Annotated in this window: 22 protein-coding genes; 5 read left to right on the top strand and 17 right to left on the bottom strand. The window is 57.6% G+C overall.

All coding sequences use genetic code 11. From position 1 onward, the window contains the following. Positions 1 to 474 precede the first annotated feature (474 nt). A complete protein-coding gene (locus BUC24_RS14160) occupies positions 475 to 1,380 on the top strand; it encodes a hypothetical protein (RefSeq protein ID WP_143167521.1) in 906 nt (301 codons plus the stop codon). A 13-nt stretch (positions 1,381 to 1,393) separates the two neighbouring features. Here the strand turns inward: BUC24_RS14160 and BUC24_RS14155 are convergent, their stop codons facing one another. The 4 genes from BUC24_RS14155 to BUC24_RS14150 all read right to left on the bottom strand — a co-directional run bounded on the left by BUC24_RS14155 (position 1,394) and on the right by BUC24_RS14150 (position 2,756). Then, complete coding sequence (locus tag BUC24_RS14155; protein WP_073217238.1) at positions 1,394 to 1,687, bottom strand: hypothetical protein; 294 nt, start codon at positions 1,685 to 1,687, stop codon at positions 1,394 to 1,396. Positions 1,688 to 2,059: 372 nt separating this feature from the next. Then, positions 2,060 to 2,233 carry a hypothetical protein gene (locus BUC24_RS26960; protein WP_178372548.1) on the bottom strand — a complete coding sequence of 58 codons (174 nt, stop codon included), beginning with the start codon at positions 2,231 to 2,233 and terminating at the stop codon, positions 2,060 to 2,062. A gap of 15 nt (positions 2,234 to 2,248) precedes the next feature. Then, entirely contained in the window at positions 2,249 to 2,422 is a 174-nt protein-coding gene (locus BUC24_RS26955; protein WP_178372547.1) for a hypothetical protein, read from the bottom strand. Positions 2,423 to 2,519: 97 nt separating this feature from the next. Next, entirely contained in the window at positions 2,520 to 2,756 is a 237-nt protein-coding gene (locus tag BUC24_RS14150; RefSeq protein ID WP_073217235.1) for a hypothetical protein, read from the bottom strand. A 309-nt stretch (positions 2,757 to 3,065) separates the two neighbouring features. On the opposite strand from BUC24_RS14150, the gene BUC24_RS14145 reads away from it, so the two are divergent. Beyond that, the gene (locus BUC24_RS14145; RefSeq protein ID WP_073217232.1) at positions 3,066 to 3,341 is read left to right on the top strand and encodes a hypothetical protein; all 276 of its coding nucleotides are present in this window, start codon (positions 3,066 to 3,068) and stop codon (positions 3,339 to 3,341) included. Between the two features lie 198 nt (positions 3,342 to 3,539). On the opposite strand, the gene BUC24_RS26655 is transcribed toward BUC24_RS14145, so the two are convergent. The 10 genes from BUC24_RS26655 to BUC24_RS14100 form a co-directional block, all read right to left on the bottom strand. Next, on the bottom strand, positions 3,540 to 3,890 hold the full coding sequence (locus BUC24_RS26655; protein ID WP_178372546.1) for a 4Fe-4S domain-containing protein: 351 nt from the start codon (positions 3,888 to 3,890) through the stop codon (positions 3,540 to 3,542). 64 nt (positions 3,891 to 3,954) lie between these two features. Further along, complete coding sequence (locus BUC24_RS14140; protein WP_073217229.1) at positions 3,955 to 4,347, bottom strand: hypothetical protein; 393 nt, start codon at positions 4,345 to 4,347, stop codon at positions 3,955 to 3,957. A gap of 277 nt (positions 4,348 to 4,624) precedes the next feature. Then, complete coding sequence (locus BUC24_RS14135; protein WP_073217226.1) at positions 4,625 to 4,870, bottom strand: hypothetical protein; 246 nt, start codon at positions 4,868 to 4,870, stop codon at positions 4,625 to 4,627. 414 nt (positions 4,871 to 5,284) lie between these two features. Continuing rightward, a complete protein-coding gene (locus BUC24_RS14130) occupies positions 5,285 to 6,463 on the bottom strand; it encodes a GGDEF domain-containing protein (RefSeq protein WP_083598924.1) in 1,179 nt (392 codons plus the stop codon). Positions 6,464 to 6,543: 80 nt separating this feature from the next. Continuing rightward, positions 6,544 to 6,867: a DUF7716 domain-containing protein gene (locus BUC24_RS14125; protein ID WP_143167519.1), complete on the bottom strand. Its 324-nt coding sequence runs from the start codon at positions 6,865 to 6,867 to the stop codon at positions 6,544 to 6,546. Between the two features lie 110 nt (positions 6,868 to 6,977). Then, the gene (locus tag BUC24_RS14120) at positions 6,978 to 7,268 is read right to left on the bottom strand and encodes a hypothetical protein (RefSeq protein WP_143167518.1); all 291 of its coding nucleotides are present in this window, start codon (positions 7,266 to 7,268) and stop codon (positions 6,978 to 6,980) included. A 95-nt stretch (positions 7,269 to 7,363) separates the two neighbouring features. After that, a complete protein-coding gene (locus BUC24_RS14115) occupies positions 7,364 to 7,795 on the bottom strand; it encodes a hypothetical protein (protein ID WP_143167517.1) in 432 nt (143 codons plus the stop codon). Positions 7,796 to 8,082: 287 nt separating this feature from the next. Beyond that, complete coding sequence (locus BUC24_RS27555; protein ID WP_073220107.1) at positions 8,083 to 8,493, bottom strand: DUF6006 family protein; 411 nt, start codon at positions 8,491 to 8,493, stop codon at positions 8,083 to 8,085. A 345-nt stretch (positions 8,494 to 8,838) separates the two neighbouring features. Continuing rightward, a complete protein-coding gene (locus BUC24_RS14105; protein WP_073217211.1) occupies positions 8,839 to 9,399 on the bottom strand; it encodes a 3'-5' exonuclease family protein in 561 nt (186 codons plus the stop codon). Between the two features lie 349 nt (positions 9,400 to 9,748). Next, the gene (locus BUC24_RS14100; protein ID WP_143167516.1) at positions 9,749 to 10,333 is read right to left on the bottom strand and encodes a PEP-CTERM sorting domain-containing protein; all 585 of its coding nucleotides are present in this window, start codon (positions 10,331 to 10,333) and stop codon (positions 9,749 to 9,751) included. A gap of 269 nt (positions 10,334 to 10,602) precedes the next feature. On the opposite strand from BUC24_RS14100, the gene BUC24_RS14095 reads away from it, so the two are divergent. Continuing rightward, entirely contained in the window at positions 10,603 to 11,241 is a 639-nt protein-coding gene (locus BUC24_RS14095; protein ID WP_073220101.1) for a response regulator transcription factor, read from the top strand. Between the two features lie 45 nt (positions 11,242 to 11,286). Here BUC24_RS14095 and BUC24_RS14090 read toward each other — a convergent pair whose 3' ends face one another. Together BUC24_RS14090 and BUC24_RS14085 are read right to left on the bottom strand one after the other, a co-directional pair. Beyond that, the gene (locus BUC24_RS14090; RefSeq protein WP_073217208.1) at positions 11,287 to 12,261 is read right to left on the bottom strand and encodes an alpha/beta fold hydrolase; all 975 of its coding nucleotides are present in this window, start codon (positions 12,259 to 12,261) and stop codon (positions 11,287 to 11,289) included. Positions 12,262 to 12,394: 133 nt separating this feature from the next. Then, on the bottom strand, positions 12,395 to 15,406 hold the full coding sequence (locus BUC24_RS14085) for a sensor histidine kinase (protein WP_178372545.1): 3,012 nt from the start codon (positions 15,404 to 15,406) through the stop codon (positions 12,395 to 12,397). Positions 15,407 to 15,597: 191 nt separating this feature from the next. Between BUC24_RS14085 and BUC24_RS14080 the strand changes: the two genes are divergently transcribed. Then, positions 15,598 to 15,885 (top strand): hypothetical protein, encoded by a 288-nt coding sequence (locus BUC24_RS14080; RefSeq protein ID WP_073217202.1) that lies wholly within the window; start codon positions 15,598 to 15,600, stop codon positions 15,883 to 15,885. 81 nt (positions 15,886 to 15,966) lie between these two features. Then, complete coding sequence (locus BUC24_RS14075; RefSeq protein WP_073217199.1) at positions 15,967 to 16,404, top strand: hypothetical protein; 438 nt, start codon at positions 15,967 to 15,969, stop codon at positions 16,402 to 16,404. 36 nt (positions 16,405 to 16,440) lie between these two features. Here BUC24_RS14075 and argP read toward each other — a convergent pair whose 3' ends face one another. Then, entirely contained in the window at positions 16,441 to 17,361 is a 921-nt protein-coding gene (gene argP, locus BUC24_RS14070) for an HTH-type transcriptional regulator ArgP (RefSeq protein ID WP_073217196.1), read from the bottom strand. Between the last annotated feature and the right edge of the window lie 28 nt (positions 17,362 to 17,389).

Here is a 17,389-nt window from a genome sequence, read left to right as displayed (position 1 = left end):
GACACACACAGGGAAATGTCCGGGCCCGGATGAATGCGAAGTCTAATTGGGCGTTAGAGCAGATGCGGCAATCGTGGGCGCCAATGTCAGGTGCGGCAACCGTACTAAATCTGATTTATGCAGGTTTGCTGCAGTCTCCCAACTCGATCGCAGCCGCGGGCGTCGATGCAGACTTCCAAAGCCAGATGTCGGCTTGCCGAAGGTCGGTTCAATTGCACGCGTTCGTAATTTCTTAGAATGAAAGGGGTACCGCTAATGAACAAGCCCCAACGATCTTTTTCGCCCGGCGTATTCCAACCGTACGCCGGTCGTGCACTCGCCATGCCATTCGTACCGCTCCAGGCCAAATCCAGCAATCATCCTGACGGATTGCGTGGGCCGTTGTGCAACCTGTCTCCGGTGTCAACACGGAGTGCGCCGCCAGTGCAGGCTTTCTGCCGGCCTCCAACGCGAGCGACTTTGACGCAATCAAAAATGGCAAACGATACACCGGTAAGAATGACATTTCCACCCGCATCGAAACAGCAGGAGCGGCTCAATTTGACCATTCAGCCTAAGAGCGGGATAGGGACGAACCACAATAAGGAACTAGGAGCGCATGCGAATGTCATGAGCGCAAGGACACGCGCGCCGCAGCATGCGAAAGAGCGCCGACAGCAACATGGCCTGCCGGCACAAACGGCGATACAGGCCAAGTTTTGGGAGAGAACGCCACAGGGTGCGTATATATGGCACACCGGTCCCGTCACGAGAATCTGGAAAGAGCGGATTGATTTGATGACTAGAGTGCAGGAAACGAAACCCGGAAATGGCTGGATTTTTAGCGGCACATACGGCGTCTGGGAACGTAAGACCCTATTTAACGCCGCTACCGCCCAAAGTCCTTTGCTTGAAAGCGCGATTTCAAGTGTGCAAAGTATTGCACGCCAACCCACGATGGAGAATGTCGAACAACAGATGGGCCCGGAAAGTAGTGCGAACCTCGCATATGCAGCCAAGATGATCGGCTTGACGCTTGGTGTCGGCGCAATCGTTACGATCGGTGCTACCTTCATCACCTTCAGTATGCCGGCATGGGTCTCCGCCGCAAGTCGGCTCGGCAGTATAGGCACTTTGGTAGCGCGACTCTTCAAGTGGGCATACGACGTTCGTGGGGCCGAAAGGAGGAGAGAATCAAAGTTCAAGCCCCATATGCGGAATGGCGCCTTCGTTACGATCTCGTTTGTTCAACTCGCAGTCGAGTTGAGCTGGTCGGGCGGAAAATACGTATTCTTGCCTAGCGGCTGGCATTATGAATTCTACGAATTGCTCGTGGCAATCAAGAATGCGACGCGTTCCTCGGCACCGCAGCCAGTGCCTGTGGGGGCCGAAAACGCCTGACTTGCCGTTTAACTTAGATGATTTTTCGGCTGGTAGCGATGGCATAGCCTCCCGACGGCGGTGCAGTTTGCATCAGATTAAGTTCAAGCAGCAATTCCGAAGTGTGCGGAACAGCGAGGGCAACATCCTTCGCAGCAGCCATCGTTTGCACAAAGCTCAATTCGCTCTTAAGCGTGATCCCCGTCGCGTGGTGAATCGCCGACATGGGGGCCGTTGTCTCGGGGAGCTTTTGCGCCATGGCGTGATTTACCAAACGATGCTGCAGTTTTCGAAGCCGATCCGTGAGCGCCAGGGTCAGGTGCGGCAATCGTACACGATCTGATCTACGCAAGCTATGCGGCGGTCTCCCAACTCGATCGCAGCCGCGGGCCTTGATGCGCGGGGCCAAGGTCCGGTGTCGGTTTGCCGCAACCTGACCCTGTATACTTTGACCCCGCATATTTCGGGGTCATGTCGGTTTCATCGAACGCGTTCGTAAATTCTTAGAATGAGAGGTTACCGCTGATGAACAAGCCCCAACGACCTTTTCCTCCCGCTGGATTCCAACTGAATGCCGGTCGTGTACTCGCCATGAAAGTCGTACCGTTCCAGGCAAAATCTAGCGATTATCCAGACCAATCGCGCGGGCCGTTGCGCCACCTGTCTCCGGTGTCAACGAGAAGTGCGCCGTCAGTCCAGGCTATCTGCCGGCCTCAAATGCGAGCGGCAGTGCCTGGGGCGAGTCGTAGACGATGCGGCTATCCCCGTCATGTGACAGGTACATGATGCATCCCTGGAGCGGCGGGTTTGCCAGATACACCTGGTAATCGCTGGTATTCGATTCGTCCAGTACCAGTGCACCGAGCATGGACATTAAAGGATGGGCGCCTTACAACTGCCGCGTCAGCGATATGGCAGCGTCGGCGGTCAACAAGTTGCCACATTCCATAGCGTCGGACACGATGAAAGCTTCGCTCGTCATTTCCTCAAAATACGCCACGAGATCGCTTGGAGCGTGACCGAGCGCGTCCTGCAATAGCGATTCCAGTTCGTTTAAGCTCACGTAGTCACCTCTTTATGGATGCAAGCCGGGCCGCCCTCAGGATATGTTGCGCGCACAGCGTCGTGCCGATAGGATGGTGGGCCCCTTGATCTGCCTGCTAGCGATTTTCTGGATCAGTACGTCGTTCAGGAGGGGAACCCTCCTCAAAACCAGCAACAAACAACATCAACAAGTCGCTCGCCACCTTCTCGTGTCCCGCCTCGAGTAAATTGGTGGCAATCATCGTCAGATCAGCCGGGGCGAGGTTGTTGCCAGCGTCATCGATGGCGCGTCGTGTTGCTTTGCCCAGCTGAAAAACTAACTCGGCATTCACTGTTTTTTCTCTATCGTTCATCTAAATTTTTTCTATTTCTGGGAGCGTAAATATGATGCGAACACTTGGGTCTGGGCGAACAGGCCCACCGGAGCTACGCATTCTACATCGTTGTAGTCGCGCTAATAGGTTCGGAAGTCAAACGCGCTGCTAAACATCAGGCGTCATATTTACACTGTCGCTGCGCGCATGTCCCCCATCAGAATTGTGAAAGAACATGGATTTTCTTAAATCGCTCCGCACCCTGTTTGAAAAGTCGCTCGATTCGGTCTCGCACTCGTTTTCTCCCCCAGCCACAGGATCGGCGCGTTCGATTCGGATGACGGCTTGATGTGCGTCCTGATCGGCATGTTTTGCGTGGCGATCAGTTTTGGCTTGGTCGTGACAACTAAGTCTGCATCCAGGTTCTTCCTCGTTCCTGGCCTGATTGCGTACGCATTTTTTGCCGTCGGCGGTTATCGGGTGATTCGAGGCAAAGAACCTGCGGCGGCGCACCCCGGCGATGTTTCGATTTCCAGAATCTTTATCGGTATTCTGTCTATATTGTTTTGCTTCGCTACGGTAATCGGGATGGCTTTCATTGCCACCGCAATTTTCGGAAAATGAAAACGGCACTGGCTGAAAGCGGCAGTCGAACAGTGGACGTTGGGAAAATCCAGAACGCGTCGTTTGACTGCAATCGCCAGAACGGCTCGTTCTAATTTTCGAGTTCGCTCTTTGCGCACTTCTTGAGGAGACACTGAATCTCCGCCATTAGTTGCTGCTGCGCTCGTGCGCTAAGCGAATGTGCATTGCAAGGCCAGGCTAACGGAGTCCAAGACGATCCGTCTGGACTTCTTGATTCAGCGCTTGCAGATCCGGTTCCAGTTGATCGCATTGGTCACCTTCACCTATTGCAATAAGCTTGATCTTGATGACGCGATTCGCTCCCTTGTAACGAATACAGCCAATATCTTGCACCTCAAATGCCTGAATCATTTGAAAAATTTCTTTTCCATTTGACGGTTGCTTGCTAACGAAACAGTGACCATCTTTGGCATATGAAAAAAGTCCCGGTGCCACTTTGGATGGCATTCCGCAGGAAGTACAGCAACCATCTTCGACATAGAAAGCGCCAGGCGCGTTTTCAGGAAATGGAAATCTTGTGCTTGTCATTTGTGGCGACTCTAAGAGCGGCATAGTTCTTGGTGCAAGGGACGGCGCTTTATTTCGTTGGTGGTTAAGAGGGATGCGATTCCAGGCTTTCCATTTGTACCCCGACGAATGTCAAACTACCTTGGTAAACAATGGCAGCAAAGTTTGCGACCAGATTCAGCATCAAAAAAGTTGACCTTCTGGGCTTGACTCGGCGTTTGCATTCGACATTCCAGCGGCCGTTCAGAAGCGCTTCCGATTCTACATCTGAAAAAAAATAGCCGAGAAATCCAGATGCCCGACGCGCATTGGTTTCGCCAGGAAAATTCAAAAGATACATCATTGTCCGAGGAATGGTGCGCTCAAGTTCAATGTCGGTTCCTACGACACAGATCGGCGCCGTCCAGATGTATTTTAAAAACCGAAAAAAGACAATCAGGCAAGCGATGACGGCGAAATGGGTGAGATAGCTAATCATGTGGTTCTATCGCTGGAGGCATAACAGACATTCCGTCAACAGTGATTCTGTCCGTCGCAATACACTCGCCGCGACCAGTTGCAAGGGGCTTCAGCTGATCAGCGCTTAGCGCATATTTTTTCATTCCGTTCGTCCATTCCTATCAAGACGCACCATTAACATCAAAGGTTCATCGACCGTATTCGCCTCGCCGATCGTGGCTGATTGTACTAGACGGGTACCATACGGCGCCATGGCTAGGCTTGCACCCTTGCTTTGGAAATAAGTATGGACAGTGTTACGGGATGGACAAATCCAAACCAAGCCTTCTGCTCAGGACGAAGGTGAAGAACAACAGCCCCAAAAGCAAAAGCACGAAGACTGCACTCAACTTGACGGCCGCGCTTAGCACGGCGCGTTTTTCCTTCTTTTTCTCGTGCGCCTTCGGCCCTTGATCGTAATGCCATTTGATGGCGAAGAACATGCCCGTGCCGAGCACGAATAGCTTGAATATAACTAAGACGACGGGAATCAGATCGATCATTGTGGGTGTTTCCTGCTCTTGAACCTACGGGCAATACGACAGGCGCTAACTGCTTTGATGCTTTGGAACCGGCGGAATAGTTGCGCCGCGCCAGTATCGCGCTCTTGCAAGTGAGAAAACAGAGCCAGTTGCCACGAAAATCTTCAGATCAGATCAGATTGGTGTTAGACGGGCGGGAAGCCCTCGTACGATTTGGGCATGCAACCCCAGATCCTGAGGACGTCGCCGCGCACCTCAAATTCGAAGCCAATCTGTTCGACTACCCTCGAGATTTCAACGGTATGGCATTTTTTGGAGGTGCAAGCAGTCGGCCTTTTGCCGGGATGGGCTCCCATAAGCCTATATCAAGGCGAACAAGAAAAGCTGTAGATGCACCTGACCCCGACGCTCCGGTCCTAAAGCGGGCTGGCGCTATTACACCTTCTGCTCACCACTGATAATTTTGGTCTGATTGCGACCGCCGCTTTTCGCCAGATACAGCGCCTTGTCCGCCCGCTCCACCAAATCATCAACGGACTCTCCATCGATATAGGAGGTCATGCCCGTCGAGAAAGCAATCCGCAGATGTGGCGCTTGCGGATTGATTTGCGCAACCGTCAGCGCCCCGCGCAACCGTTCGATACCAATGTTTGGATCGCCGGCACGCGACTCGGGCAACAGCAGCAGAAATTCTTCGCCACCCCAGCGACCGGCAATGTCGGTACTGCGCAGGTGGGTGCGGGCCTGGCGCGCGAAACACCGCAATGCATCATCGCCAACCCGATGGCCAAACTGATCATTCACAGTCTTGAAATGGTCCAGGTCTGCCAGTGCGATGGAAAATGAGGCGCCGCCGCGGGTGTGCCGCGCGATGTGCTCGGCCAGCAGCGTCAGCATCTGGCGCCGGTTCGGCAGGCCGGTCAGCTCGTCGTGCGTTGCGACGTTGCGCAATTGTTCCATCGCCGATTCGAGTTCGACCTTTTGCCGGCGCATGCGCTGGCGCAAATTACCAAGTTGTATGGATAGCGAGGCGATGGAGGTCAGCACGGCAGCCATTACAATGAAGTGAACCAGCTCGACGCGATAATCGTAGACTGACGGATTGATCGCCACGCAGTAAAGCATAATTGCTACGGTCAGACAGAGCGTGCAGCCCAGCAGTATCCAGACCCGTTTGGTATCCATCTCGAACATTCCAAACACCATCACCATCGCAAGCAGCGCGAGCGCGGCGGAGTGGGCCGCGCCAAGAACTGCATAACCGGCGACGACGACAAATTGCGCACAGAGCGCTTGGGGGAGGGCGAGCGACGGGTGCTCAAACCTGAGATTGAAGCCGCTTCGGATAATCAGGAAGAATACCGTCGCGACCGTTAATGCGACTGCAGCAAGTGCTTTCGCCATTGGGTCGAACATCCCTTTCGCGGCGCCGAAGTACAGTAATGCAGCGCAAACTGCATAAACGGCAGCTGTCATCAGCACAATCGCGACGCGACGACCTTGTTTGAAATCGTCAGTGAATATCAGCTTGGATAAGCGCAAGCGAAGGCGCGATTTGTCGGCGACGGTGAATCCGTTTTGATTTGCATTGAGCATCCCGTTAACCGCTTTCATCGTTCAACCGAGTGCGGCCCATTCTACTGAAACCTGCGTGGTAAGTACATTTGCAACCGTGCGGGATACCGCCGAAAAATCTAACGCTCGAACACCCAGTCTGGGAATGCATCATTTTCGCCGTAGAAAAGCAGGAGCTGAACACGCTCCTCAGGCGCCGGTGGCGCGCCGACGAATACTTCCAGAACCTCCTTTGCAGTGGCTATCTCCATGAAATATTCCCATCCCGCGTTCTTCGCTGGAAGGGGAACGCGACATTCTTCATCCAATCGGATCAACAAAACATCTCCGTCGGTTTGCCAAGGACGGCGAGATAGGATCGTCTCTTCATCGGAAATTTCTCCGACTTTTGCCAGTATGTCGCCAAGCGTCACCGCTCCTCCGGAGAATTTGGTGATTCCCATGCTGCTCTTCATTCGGCGCCTGGGGCAGAAGAGCTACGGGAGAAAACGGGACCAGACATCGAGTACCTTCGTCTTAAAATCGATTTAACGAACCTCATTAACAAGTCGGCCTAATTTTTTAGGAAGTTGGCTTGAAGATCCGGTCGAACAGCGTAGATGTCGTCCTGAATTTCAAAGATATTGACGAGAGAGGCACCGACCTTCGGGATGTTGGAATCGGGCGCAAGGTCAAGATCCCTGATTAGCTCAGCTGCAGTTTCCAGCTGATCTGCCGCCGTTTTCAGCAGTTCGTGCAGCGCTTCGTGCGTAATTTCCATATGTTCCTTTAATGCCTGCATGATCAGGTGCGATGACACAGCCAGCACCCAGCCGAATTGAGATAGACGCCGTGCTGTGGACACTTTTCTACCTTTGCTGGCTCGTCATCCCCTGTCCAGACCCACTCCAGACCCACTCTGACTCAGGTGTGACATGCACGGGAAAGAAAAGCGTGACCTTATCGCATGTCCAGCTGCACGCCGTCGAAAAACGCCCGGGCTTCCTGTTGCGCCAGTTTGGACCGCTGCATGGCTGCATAGGAGTACCCCGTCAGAAATCCCAATGGGACCGCGCCGGCATTGCGACAAGCCATGATAGCCAGCGAAACGGGCAAGGCGATAACCCGATTCTCCTGCGGAAGCGGCACCGATTGCGTCGCTTCCGAAAAGGCCGTTATACAAGGATACCCGCGCTTGCGGCTGGTTTCATAAGTCACCTTGCCGAGGACCAGCTCGCGCGGAAAGGCGCCGGCGAGTTCGGATTTGAGCTCCGCCTCAATCTTCGCCACATCATTCGAAGCCTGGAATTTGATGACACTGGCATATGCGGTCCGTTGCTCCTTCGCGACCGGATCAACCTTTTGATAAGTGATCCCGGTTTCCTTGCGCATGATCTGCCATCCATTGCCCGCTGGCGGGACAACGGACATCGGCTCAATGGTGACAGTTGGATTCGATTGGGCGGCAGCGACATTCACGATTAAGAACAGCGGCAGGGCGTAAAAAAAATTTGGAAATGGTCATCGGGGATCGCATCATTCAGAATAATGATCTCAAGAATACAGCATCCAATACCCCTTGTTGCCAAAAAAGCTAGCCAGCGCTATTCACGGCCCATTCTGCTGTCTGTTCGGGAAATGATCCCAAGCCGCAGGCGCAAGTTGGCCGCGCGTCGGTCCTACTTCCAGCAAGCCAGCTTGTAGCGCTTGTTCTGCCACGTCGTCCATCCAGTTGAACGCCCGCGCGTGGGAGGGGGGAGGTACCAGCGATTCCCATCGGCATGATTGAAGTACAGGCCGCCTTTTGTTCCGGGGCGCGCGTTTGTCAGCGGTACCCAGGCAGAGCCGTTATCGGAAAACGATCCCTTCCAGGTCGCGCCGCTGGCTGAGGAGCACGTTTCCCCGTCGCAGCTTCCCTCATCCGTGCTGGCCGGTGCCCACTTCATTTTGGCGGGCCGTCCATCAATTGTGCAACTCCATGTGCCGCCCCACCAGCCGGAAACCGTACTGGCTGTTGCGGGCACGTTCAGTGCCGCTTGTATAAGGAAGAAGAATACTGCCTGATGACGCCACAACGGTTTTGTATTCATGATCGCCTCTGCATTGTTAATGAAGCGCAGCGCTCCGATACTTTTCGGGCCAGCGCACGACGTCGCGTTTTCGCTTACCTTCAACTTAGTCCTGCGCAGGCACGAACAGTCTATTGAATTGTAACGATGCCTTAAATACAACGCTGCAAGTCAGCGCGCATCTCATGCGACCGCTTCCCGCTGTTGACAAAGCTTGCGGCTCTTATCGGGAATGCAGATCGCTTCAAACGACGCCTATGTATTTACTCTGCGATACGGCGGCGTTTTTGTATGCAAGGCCTGACGAACGTTCTTTTGTCAGCCGGGTCCGTCGACCGAAACGATTTTGCCGAGTCGGGACGTGGACTAACGATCTTGCCCAAGATTGAATCGCAGCATATTGCAGAACAGGGCACCTTGTTCGATTGCGTCGTCGAGCGCAACGTGCGTGTGAGGGAATTTATCGAACCATTGCTTTGGCATATTGCGCTTCGTGCTTTCGCGATACTCGCTCTTGAGCACTGCCATGGCATACGACTTCATGTCCAGGGCCGAGTGACTGAATGGACTGGTTCCAACGAAGCGCATCAGGTACCAGTAGATAAACAAAAAATCGAAGCCAGCCGGGTAGGCGACGAATACTGGTTTGCCTTTGAGTGCCTTGATCCATTCGACGTACGCGTGCATGGCGATGTGCGGATCTTGCAGATCTTTTCGGCATGCAGCCCAGGCGTCGGGTTGGGTTGCCCACCATTCCGCTGTTTTGGGATGCGCCGTAGCACCGTCCAATGTCGTCAGATTGGCGGAGAAGGTGGAAACAAGCGTTTTGTCTGCCGTGTAAGCCGCTGAGCCGAAGCTCAGCATGGAATGTGGTCCGGGTATGGGGCCGTCGGTTTCGACGTCGGTACTGATATAGATTTCGCTCATATGGATTTGCGCGCGTTTTGCGACGCATAAAAGGTGGGGACCAGCGGAATTCGTCTGCTGATCACTGACGTGGTCATTTCCGTGCATCGAGCATTATGCCGTTGCCGAGGTCTGCTGGCTATTTGAAGACGTCCCGCTGTCATCTAGTCAGCGTGACGATATTGCTCTCCGCATGGGAGCTTCAGTCGACGATAACTCGGCAATGTGTGGACGAGCAGTGTGGAACGGGTGGGGGAGTGTGATGGCGCCGGCGACGCGCAGCTGGTGTACTGCGCCGCACTTGTGGTGCAAAATCGTGCGCCGTTCCTGGCAACGCCGAATGGCACGCCAGGAACGATTGCAAGCAGGCTTAGTGCGTGCTGGCCTGGTTTTTCTTCTGCGCGCCCTTGCGGCGGCTGTAACCGATCAACATGACGCCCGCACCCAGCAGCAAGGCAGTCGACGGTTCGGGAACGTCGATGACTTGCGGTTCGATGTTGAAGGTGATCGAGCCGAAGTTCCAAATGCCGTCCGGGCCGCCGAAATCGTCGTAGTCTTCATAGAATTCAAGCCGCAGAATGCCGTCGCTGCCGACCGTGAACGACAGGCCCAGATCAGCCAGATTGGCCGAACCGGAGTAGGTGTCCGTACCTGGGAAGGCATCGCCCACGCCTGGATTGAAGACGACGCCTTCGGTTCCCTTCGAATTCGTAAACGATAAGCCAATTTCAGACAGCCAGCTTGGATCGATCGCGGTCAGGTTGAATGAATAGCTGATGCTGGTGACGGTCCCGCTGGCGCCCACGTCGAAATTGAGGACGGTGTTTCCAGCATCGCCCAGTTCGCCATAGCTTTCAATGCCACTGACATCAATGGTAATCGGCGCGGCGAATAGCGAAGTGCATGCAAAAAACGACAGGCTGACCAACAGTTTATTCCATGAACTTAAGGACATGATATCTCCAGGTAGTGTGGACCGATGGAGTAAGCAATGATCATGCCGCGCAAAATGGTGCTGCTTAAGCATTTGATTGAATTGTAAAATTTGTCGAATATGCAAGTTGCATAACGCTAGGTGTAAATTTCCTCGACATGCGCAGCGGGTTTTCAGGGCAGGACCGCGCCGCCTTGCCCCATCCCGCAGTCCTCGTTAAAATAATCGCATTGTTTCCTAAGTGCACCATTCGGTGCCCCAATTCCTCCTGGAGAGCCGTATTGAGCAGCATCGATCTTCCTGCCAGCCCTGATCGGATTGGGGTACTGGTCGTGGACGACCATCCTTTGCTGCGCGCCGGGCTGCTCGATACGATTGTCGACCAACTCGATATGCGCGTGCTCGGCGAGGCCGCCACCGGGGAAGAGGCGGTGCAGCAGTTCAACAGCGTCCGTCCCGACGTCACCATCATGGACATTGCCATGCCAGGCATGGACGGCGTGCAAGCGTTACGCGCGATACGGGCGGTGCATCCGGGCGCGAAAATCATCATGCTCACAACATACGTTGGCGACGTGCAGATCCGGCGCGCGATCGACGCGGGTGCGGCGGGGTTTCTTCTGAAAAGCAGTGTGCGCAAGGACTTGCTCGACACAATCCGTGATGTCCATGCGGGCAAACGCTGCATCGCGCCGGACGTGGCGCAGGCATTGACGCAGCACCTCGGTGAAAGCGCGCTCAGCGAGCGGGAGATCGCGGTGTTGCGCTGTGTCGCGCTGGGCAATGCCAACAAGCGCGTGGCCCAGCAGCTGGAGATTGCCGAAGAAACGGTCAAGGCGCACATGCGCACCATCCTCGCCAAACTCGATGCGCGCGACCGCACCCACGCGGTGACGATCGCGCTCAAACGCGGCATTATTGTGCTGTGATGTATCCATGCGCGGTCAAACCTGCGCCTGGATAAAGGGCCGGCATCAGCCTTTGATGAAGGCCAGCAGATCGTTATTCACGCGATCCTTGTGGGTATCGCACAAGCCATGCGGCGCACCGGGGTACACCAGCAAGGTCGACTGCTTGACCAGGCGCGCAGCCGCACGCGCCGACGCATTGATCGGCACGATCTGATCGTCGTCACCGTGGATCACCAGGGTCGGACGGTCAAACTTGGCCAGATCGCCGCGGAAGTCGGTCTCCGAAAACTGCTTGATGCAGTCGTAGGTGTTTTTGTGCCCGGCCATCATGCCCTGCATCCACCATGCATTGATCAAGCCTTGCGATACTTTGGCACCAGGGCGGTTGAAGCCGTAGAACGGGCCCGACGCCAGGTTCAGGTAGAACTGCGAGCGGTCCTGCAGCGAGCCGGCGCGAATGCCGTCAAATACTTCTTTTGGCAGGCCGTCCGGATAGTCGGCCGTCTTCATCATCTGTGGCGGCACCGCTGAAATCAGCGCCAGCTTGGCCACCCGCTTGGTGCCATGGCGGCCAACGTAGCGAGCCACTTCACCGCCGCCAGTCGAAAAGCCGATCAGCACTGCATTTTTCAAATCCAGTTTTTCGATCAGCTGGGCCAGATCATCTGCGTAGTGATCCATGTCGTTGCCGTCCCATGGCTGGCTGGAGCGGCCGTGGCCGCGGCGGTCGTGGGCGATGCAGCGGTAGCCATGGTCGGCCAGGAACAGCATCTGCGATTCCCAGCTGTCCGAGTTCAGCGGCCAGCCGTGCGAGAACACGATCGGCTGGCCAGTGCGCGGGCCCCAGTCTTTGTAATAGAGTTCGACGCCGTCACGGGTAGTCAGGGTAGCCACGGTATTGTTTCCTTTATTGGTCGGCGCTGCGCTGGCGGCAGCAGGTACAGTCAAAGTGGATGCGGCAACCGCCGCGCTGGCGGCCGTGGCCAGAACATTGCGGCGGCTCAGGTTGGGCGAATCGCCCGCGGGAGTAGATGGCATGATGTGCTTTCGGGTTGATGAATGGGATGCATGGATTGCGTCTCAACAGGCAACAGCGTAAAGCGCCGCCGCACCGAAAGCATCACCCAGAAGAGGGCGCGGGTCCTACCTCGATCGAGGTAGGGCAGCGGCGTCAAGCCGTCCCGGATCGTGACCAGCGGCGGCGCAAGCGCGTCAGCCATGGCTCGGGCCGATGCACCGCATAGGCCAGCGCCGCATCAATCACCACATCGACCACGGTGCCGTCGGCAGGACGTGAACTGAAGCGGTAGAGCGCGCCAATGGCCTGCGCGCGCTCGCGCATGCACGCCAGGCCATAGTGACCTTCGCGGTCAGCCGCGGTGCCACAACCGTTGTCGCGAACCAGAAGGCGCAGCTGGTCGGGGCCATACTCAAGCATCAGCGTCACCTCGGTGGCATTGGCATGGCGGGCACAGTTAAACAGGGCTTCGCGTCCGATCACATTCAATTCGTCGCGCACCAGTGCCGTCAAGGCGTGTGGGCGGCCAACAATCGACACAGCCAGGCGCTCTTGCAGCATCACCTGCCCATAGTCCTGCAAGGCAGCGCCCAGTTCCTGTGGTGTGCCGACCGCGCGCAAGTCGGCGATGTAGTCGCGGCTTTCGTGCATCAATTGGTCGGCCAGCTCGAGCGTCTGATCAATTTTGCGGCGCTCTTCCGCGTCCTGGCGCTGTCGGCGCGACTGCTGATTGAAGAACATGATCAAGCCTTGCACGCTTTGCAGCAGTGTGTCGTGCAGGCCGCGCGCAATGCGGGCGCGTTCGGCCAGACGCGCGTGCATCAGGTCGTCCATGCGCCGGGTCAGACGCTGCACACGCAGGCGGTACAGCCAGTACAGGGCCGCCGCTGCCAGGCCCGCCAGCAGAGCAATGAACCAGCCAGTTTGTACAAATCGCGGCGGTATCGTCACGGTCATGCGGGCGCCGGCAGTGTTCCACAGGCCGTCCTCGTTGGCCGCCGTCACTTCAAAGCGGTAGGATCCAGGCGCCAGGTTGGTGTAGTAGGCTTCGCGGCGTTGGCCCGCCTCGCGCCAGTCGCTGTCAACGCCGTGCAGGCGGTAGCGAAAGCGCACCCGTTCCGGCATTGATAGGCTCAGCGCCGTGTAGTCGAATTGCAGCTGGCTGGTGCCGGTGGGGAGTTTGAGGGCGGGACCGGCCAGGGTCTTGCCGTTGGCATGCAGCGCAAGAATCTCGACCGGTGGCGGCAGCGGGTTGCGCGGGATATGGCGCGGGTCCATGCTCGCGACGTGGCTGGCGCTGGCGAACCATAAGCGCCCATCCAGTGCCTGGGTCAGCGTGGGAAGAGGGCGGATCTGCTCGGCGCTGCCACGCAAGCCGTCCAGCGCATCGAAGCGTTCATACGCCACAGGCGCATCGGGCTCGCGCAGCAGGCGCGCGACTTCGGCGGCCGTGATGCGGGTAATGCCCTCGCTCCCATGCAGCCAAAGCTCGCCGTCGGCCGTGCGCGCCATGCCGGCAATGCCACGCAGCGGCGCGTTCACCGCGAGCCAGCGCCCATTGTCGAAGCAGCGCACACCCTGTTCCCCACCGGCCCAGATGCGCGCTCCGTCAGCGAACAAAATCTGCACCGGACCGATGTTGATGCCGTCGGCCGGGCCAAAAATCCGTATCCGCTTGCCGTCTATGCGGCTGATCAAGCCATCGCGGTGGCCCACCCAGACCTGGCCGGACGCACCGGCTGCCAGGGCGCGTGCGGCCGAAGCGGGCATACCTTGCAGATTGCCGTTTGCCTGCCACTCTGTGCCTTCGACCCGGAACAGGCCAAAGGTCTGCATGGCCACCCACATGCTGCCATCGCGGTTCTGCAGCATGGCGTGGGTGGCATAACCGTGCAGCCGGGCCGGGTGCGGGTAGCGCTGCCAGCTGCCGTCGGGCTGGCGCAGCCAGCGTGCGTTCAAGTCGCCGATCCAGATCGCACCGTCGGGCGCGCGGTAGCCGGCGGTGAGGGTAATCCGGCCGACTTCCTTGCGCGTGCCTTCGCTTCCCGCGCTGCGTAACACGCCCTGGATGTCGCCCACCAGTACACCATCGCCGGCATCGGCAATCACGCCAGGGTGGTCAAGAACGTCCTTGACCGGCAAGGTGTGCACGCGATTTGGCCGCAAGCGGTCAATCCCCGACGAGGTGCCCACCCAGATATTGCCCTCCCGGTCTTGATACCACGCTTGCGGCAGCGGGCCGCTGATGCCGGTGTTCTGGCCCACTTGCTGGCTTGCGGCTTCACTGCGCGGCAAAGCAAGGTAGGGCGCCGTGCGCCGTTCCACGGCATCGAGCTTGAGCACCCACATGGTGCCGGCGCGGTCGATATGCAGGTCAGCCCCGCCCGCGACTGCTTCGGCGCGCGCATTGTCGGGCGGTGCCATCTCGCGCAGCCGATAGTGCATCCGCGTTTCGTCCGCACCCCACACGGTGCCATCGGGCGCCTGCGCCAGTGCGACCATGCGGTGCTGCGGCCAGGCCCGATGGTATTGCTGCTCGCCGGGCGCGCGATGGAACACGCCGGTGAGGGTGGCAACCCATTGGCGGCCGGCGCGGTCAAACATAACCTTATAGATGCCGCCCGAGGGCAGGCCGGTCGCCGGGGCAACCGTGGTGAATCTGTCTGCACCGGGCCCCAGGTGGCCCAGCCCCTGCGTCGTGGCTGCCCACAAAGCGCCATCCGGTCCCGGCACGATGCTGTAAACGTCGCCGGCCGGCAGCCCGTCGCCGGGTTTGTGCAGGTGCACCTGACCGTTCTTGAAATGGCTGATACCGCCAAAGCGGTGCCCCACCCACAGGCTGCCGTCGGTCGAAGCCAGCAAGCCCATCACGTTGGTCGAATGAAGCGGCTGGCCCTGTACGCTGTCCATGCGCTCGAAGCGCACGCCATCAAAGCGGAACAAGCCGTTGGGCGATGCGATCCACAGCCAGCCGTCGTTGGACTGGGCGAAGTTCAGTACATCATTGGGCGCGCCGTGCTGCGGGCCCCACGCGGTGTGGCTGTAGCTCGAAAGCAGCGGTGGCAAGGCAAACGCGGCGTTGACCGACAGAAGGCAGAGAGCAAACGCGACGCGGGCAAGTATGCGATTGCGGTGGAGGGAAAACGAAAACAAAATACAAGCCAAGGAAACTCCAATTGCGGGGTGCAAACGACAGTTTAACGATAAATACTTCGCTAGGAGGAAATGTGGTTGACGGAGGGACGCCAGGCGCCATTGCTGGTGGCTGGGCGTGCTGTATCATCTGCCGATTCTGCCGAGTGCCGATCAAGCCCGGTCAGCAGGGTTCCAAATCGTTCCTCAAGGAGTTGCACGCAATGGCGAATATCGAATGCAAGGTACACGGATCAGCAGCATACGCATTGATCTGCCAGAACTTGCACAATGACGCTGGCCTGCCTTACTTGCTGATTGAAGCCGAGCCGGGCGAGCCGGCGCAGGCGTGGTGTGAAACATGCGACGAAGCCCTGGTCCGTTCGCGTGGGTGGAGTGATGCGGCAAACGCCATCGCCGATTGGAAGCTATGGTGTGATCCATGCTTCGCCAGTAACCTGGAAGCGCGCGAATTGATCACGCTCGTAGCGGGTGGACCGGCGCCGGAGTAATTGCGGCATCGAGCACCATTTTTGCACCAGGGGCCATGGCGGTGCACTTCCTTCAGGCTGTCTTTTGAATTGGAAAACGAAATGCGTTCTGAATTGCGGCTGTCTCTTGTTCTGGCCCCTAACTGGGAAGATATCTCCAGCGGCAACCCGGACGGTCCCGCCACGTTTGCGCCTGCGGATTCTGACTGTGATGCTGCATTGCAGATTTCCATTCATGCCGAATATACCGGTGGTGTAATTCCGGATCCAACGCCCGCGCAGCTTGTGACGCTGGCAGAGAGAGTGATCGAAAGAAACGGCGAAGCCGATATACGAGGCCGGGCCACAGGCGAATGCGCGATCGGAACGTACGGGACCGTTCTGGCCTCCACGGATGAGGCCGCGTGGTTCCAGATCTGGTTCCTCAGCAATGGAAAAGACTTCGTCCTCGCTTCGTTTATTTCGAGTGAAGAGCCCACTGACGAGCAAGCCAGCCAGGCTAGCTGGATGGTGGAGAATCTGCAGTTGCAGCGCCCGTAACACCTGGGAGCGCTGAAGTTCCTGTCGGCTGCCAGATCAATTGCCAATCCGCGTTTGATCGAGTGAGGGAACCTGGATCAGCACAGCACGGGCCGCCGCCACCACCTGCGCACTAAGCCGTTCCAGCTTGGGCGACTGCACCCGCCACGCATGCCAGTACAACATGATATCGGTCGGCTTGTCCGGCGCCAGGTCGATCAATTCCCCGGCCTCGACCAGCTTCCCGTATTGCAGTTCGGGCACCATCCCGTAGCCCAGTCCGTGCCGGATCGCATTCATGAACGCATCGCTGGCCGGCATGTAATGGCTGGGATAACTCCCTGGCGGCAAGCCCAGTTCGCGCAGCAGGAATCCTGACTGCAAGGTGTCCTTGCGGTCAAACGTCATCAAGGGCGCCACACGCGCGGCGTCGCGCTGCAGCCCGTGCGGGAACCAGGTCTGCGCGAAAGCCGGCGCGGCCAGCAGGCGATAGCGCATCGCGCCCAGCATTTGCACCTCGCACCCTCGCATCGGTTCTGCCTGGCTTGATACGCCGGCCAGGGCCAGGCCCTGGGACAGCAGCGTGTAGGTATGGTCCTGATCATCGAGCAGGATGTCGAGAAGGATATGTTCCGCGATCAGGAACGGTGCCAGGCCCGGCAACAGCCAGGTGGCAAGGGTGTCGTTGTTCACCGCCAGCGCCACGCTGAGCGGGCGGGCAGGCCCGTCGCCGCTGTCGGCCAGAAATTCGTCTTCCAGCAAACGGCTGCGTCGCAGGTATTGCACCAGCCGTTGTCCCGCTGCGGTGGCCCGGCATGGCTTGCTGCGGATGATCAGCGGCATGCCCAATTCGCTTTCCATGGCGCTTACCCGTTGCGAAACAGCCGACGGCGTCAGGTGCAGGCGCACGGCAGCCTGCTCAAAACTGCCACTGTCGATCACGGCCAGCAGGGCCTCGCCTTTGCGTGAATCCAGCATGAAGTTCCTCGCAGATTAGGAAAATTTA

The organism is Massilia sp. CF038, assembly GCF_900129765.1.
Taxonomy (GTDB): domain Bacteria; phylum Pseudomonadota; class Gammaproteobacteria; order Burkholderiales; family Burkholderiaceae_D; genus Telluria_A.
The sequence above is the reverse complement of the archived record's forward strand: the minus strand, read 5'-3'. Positions and strand labels throughout refer to the sequence as shown.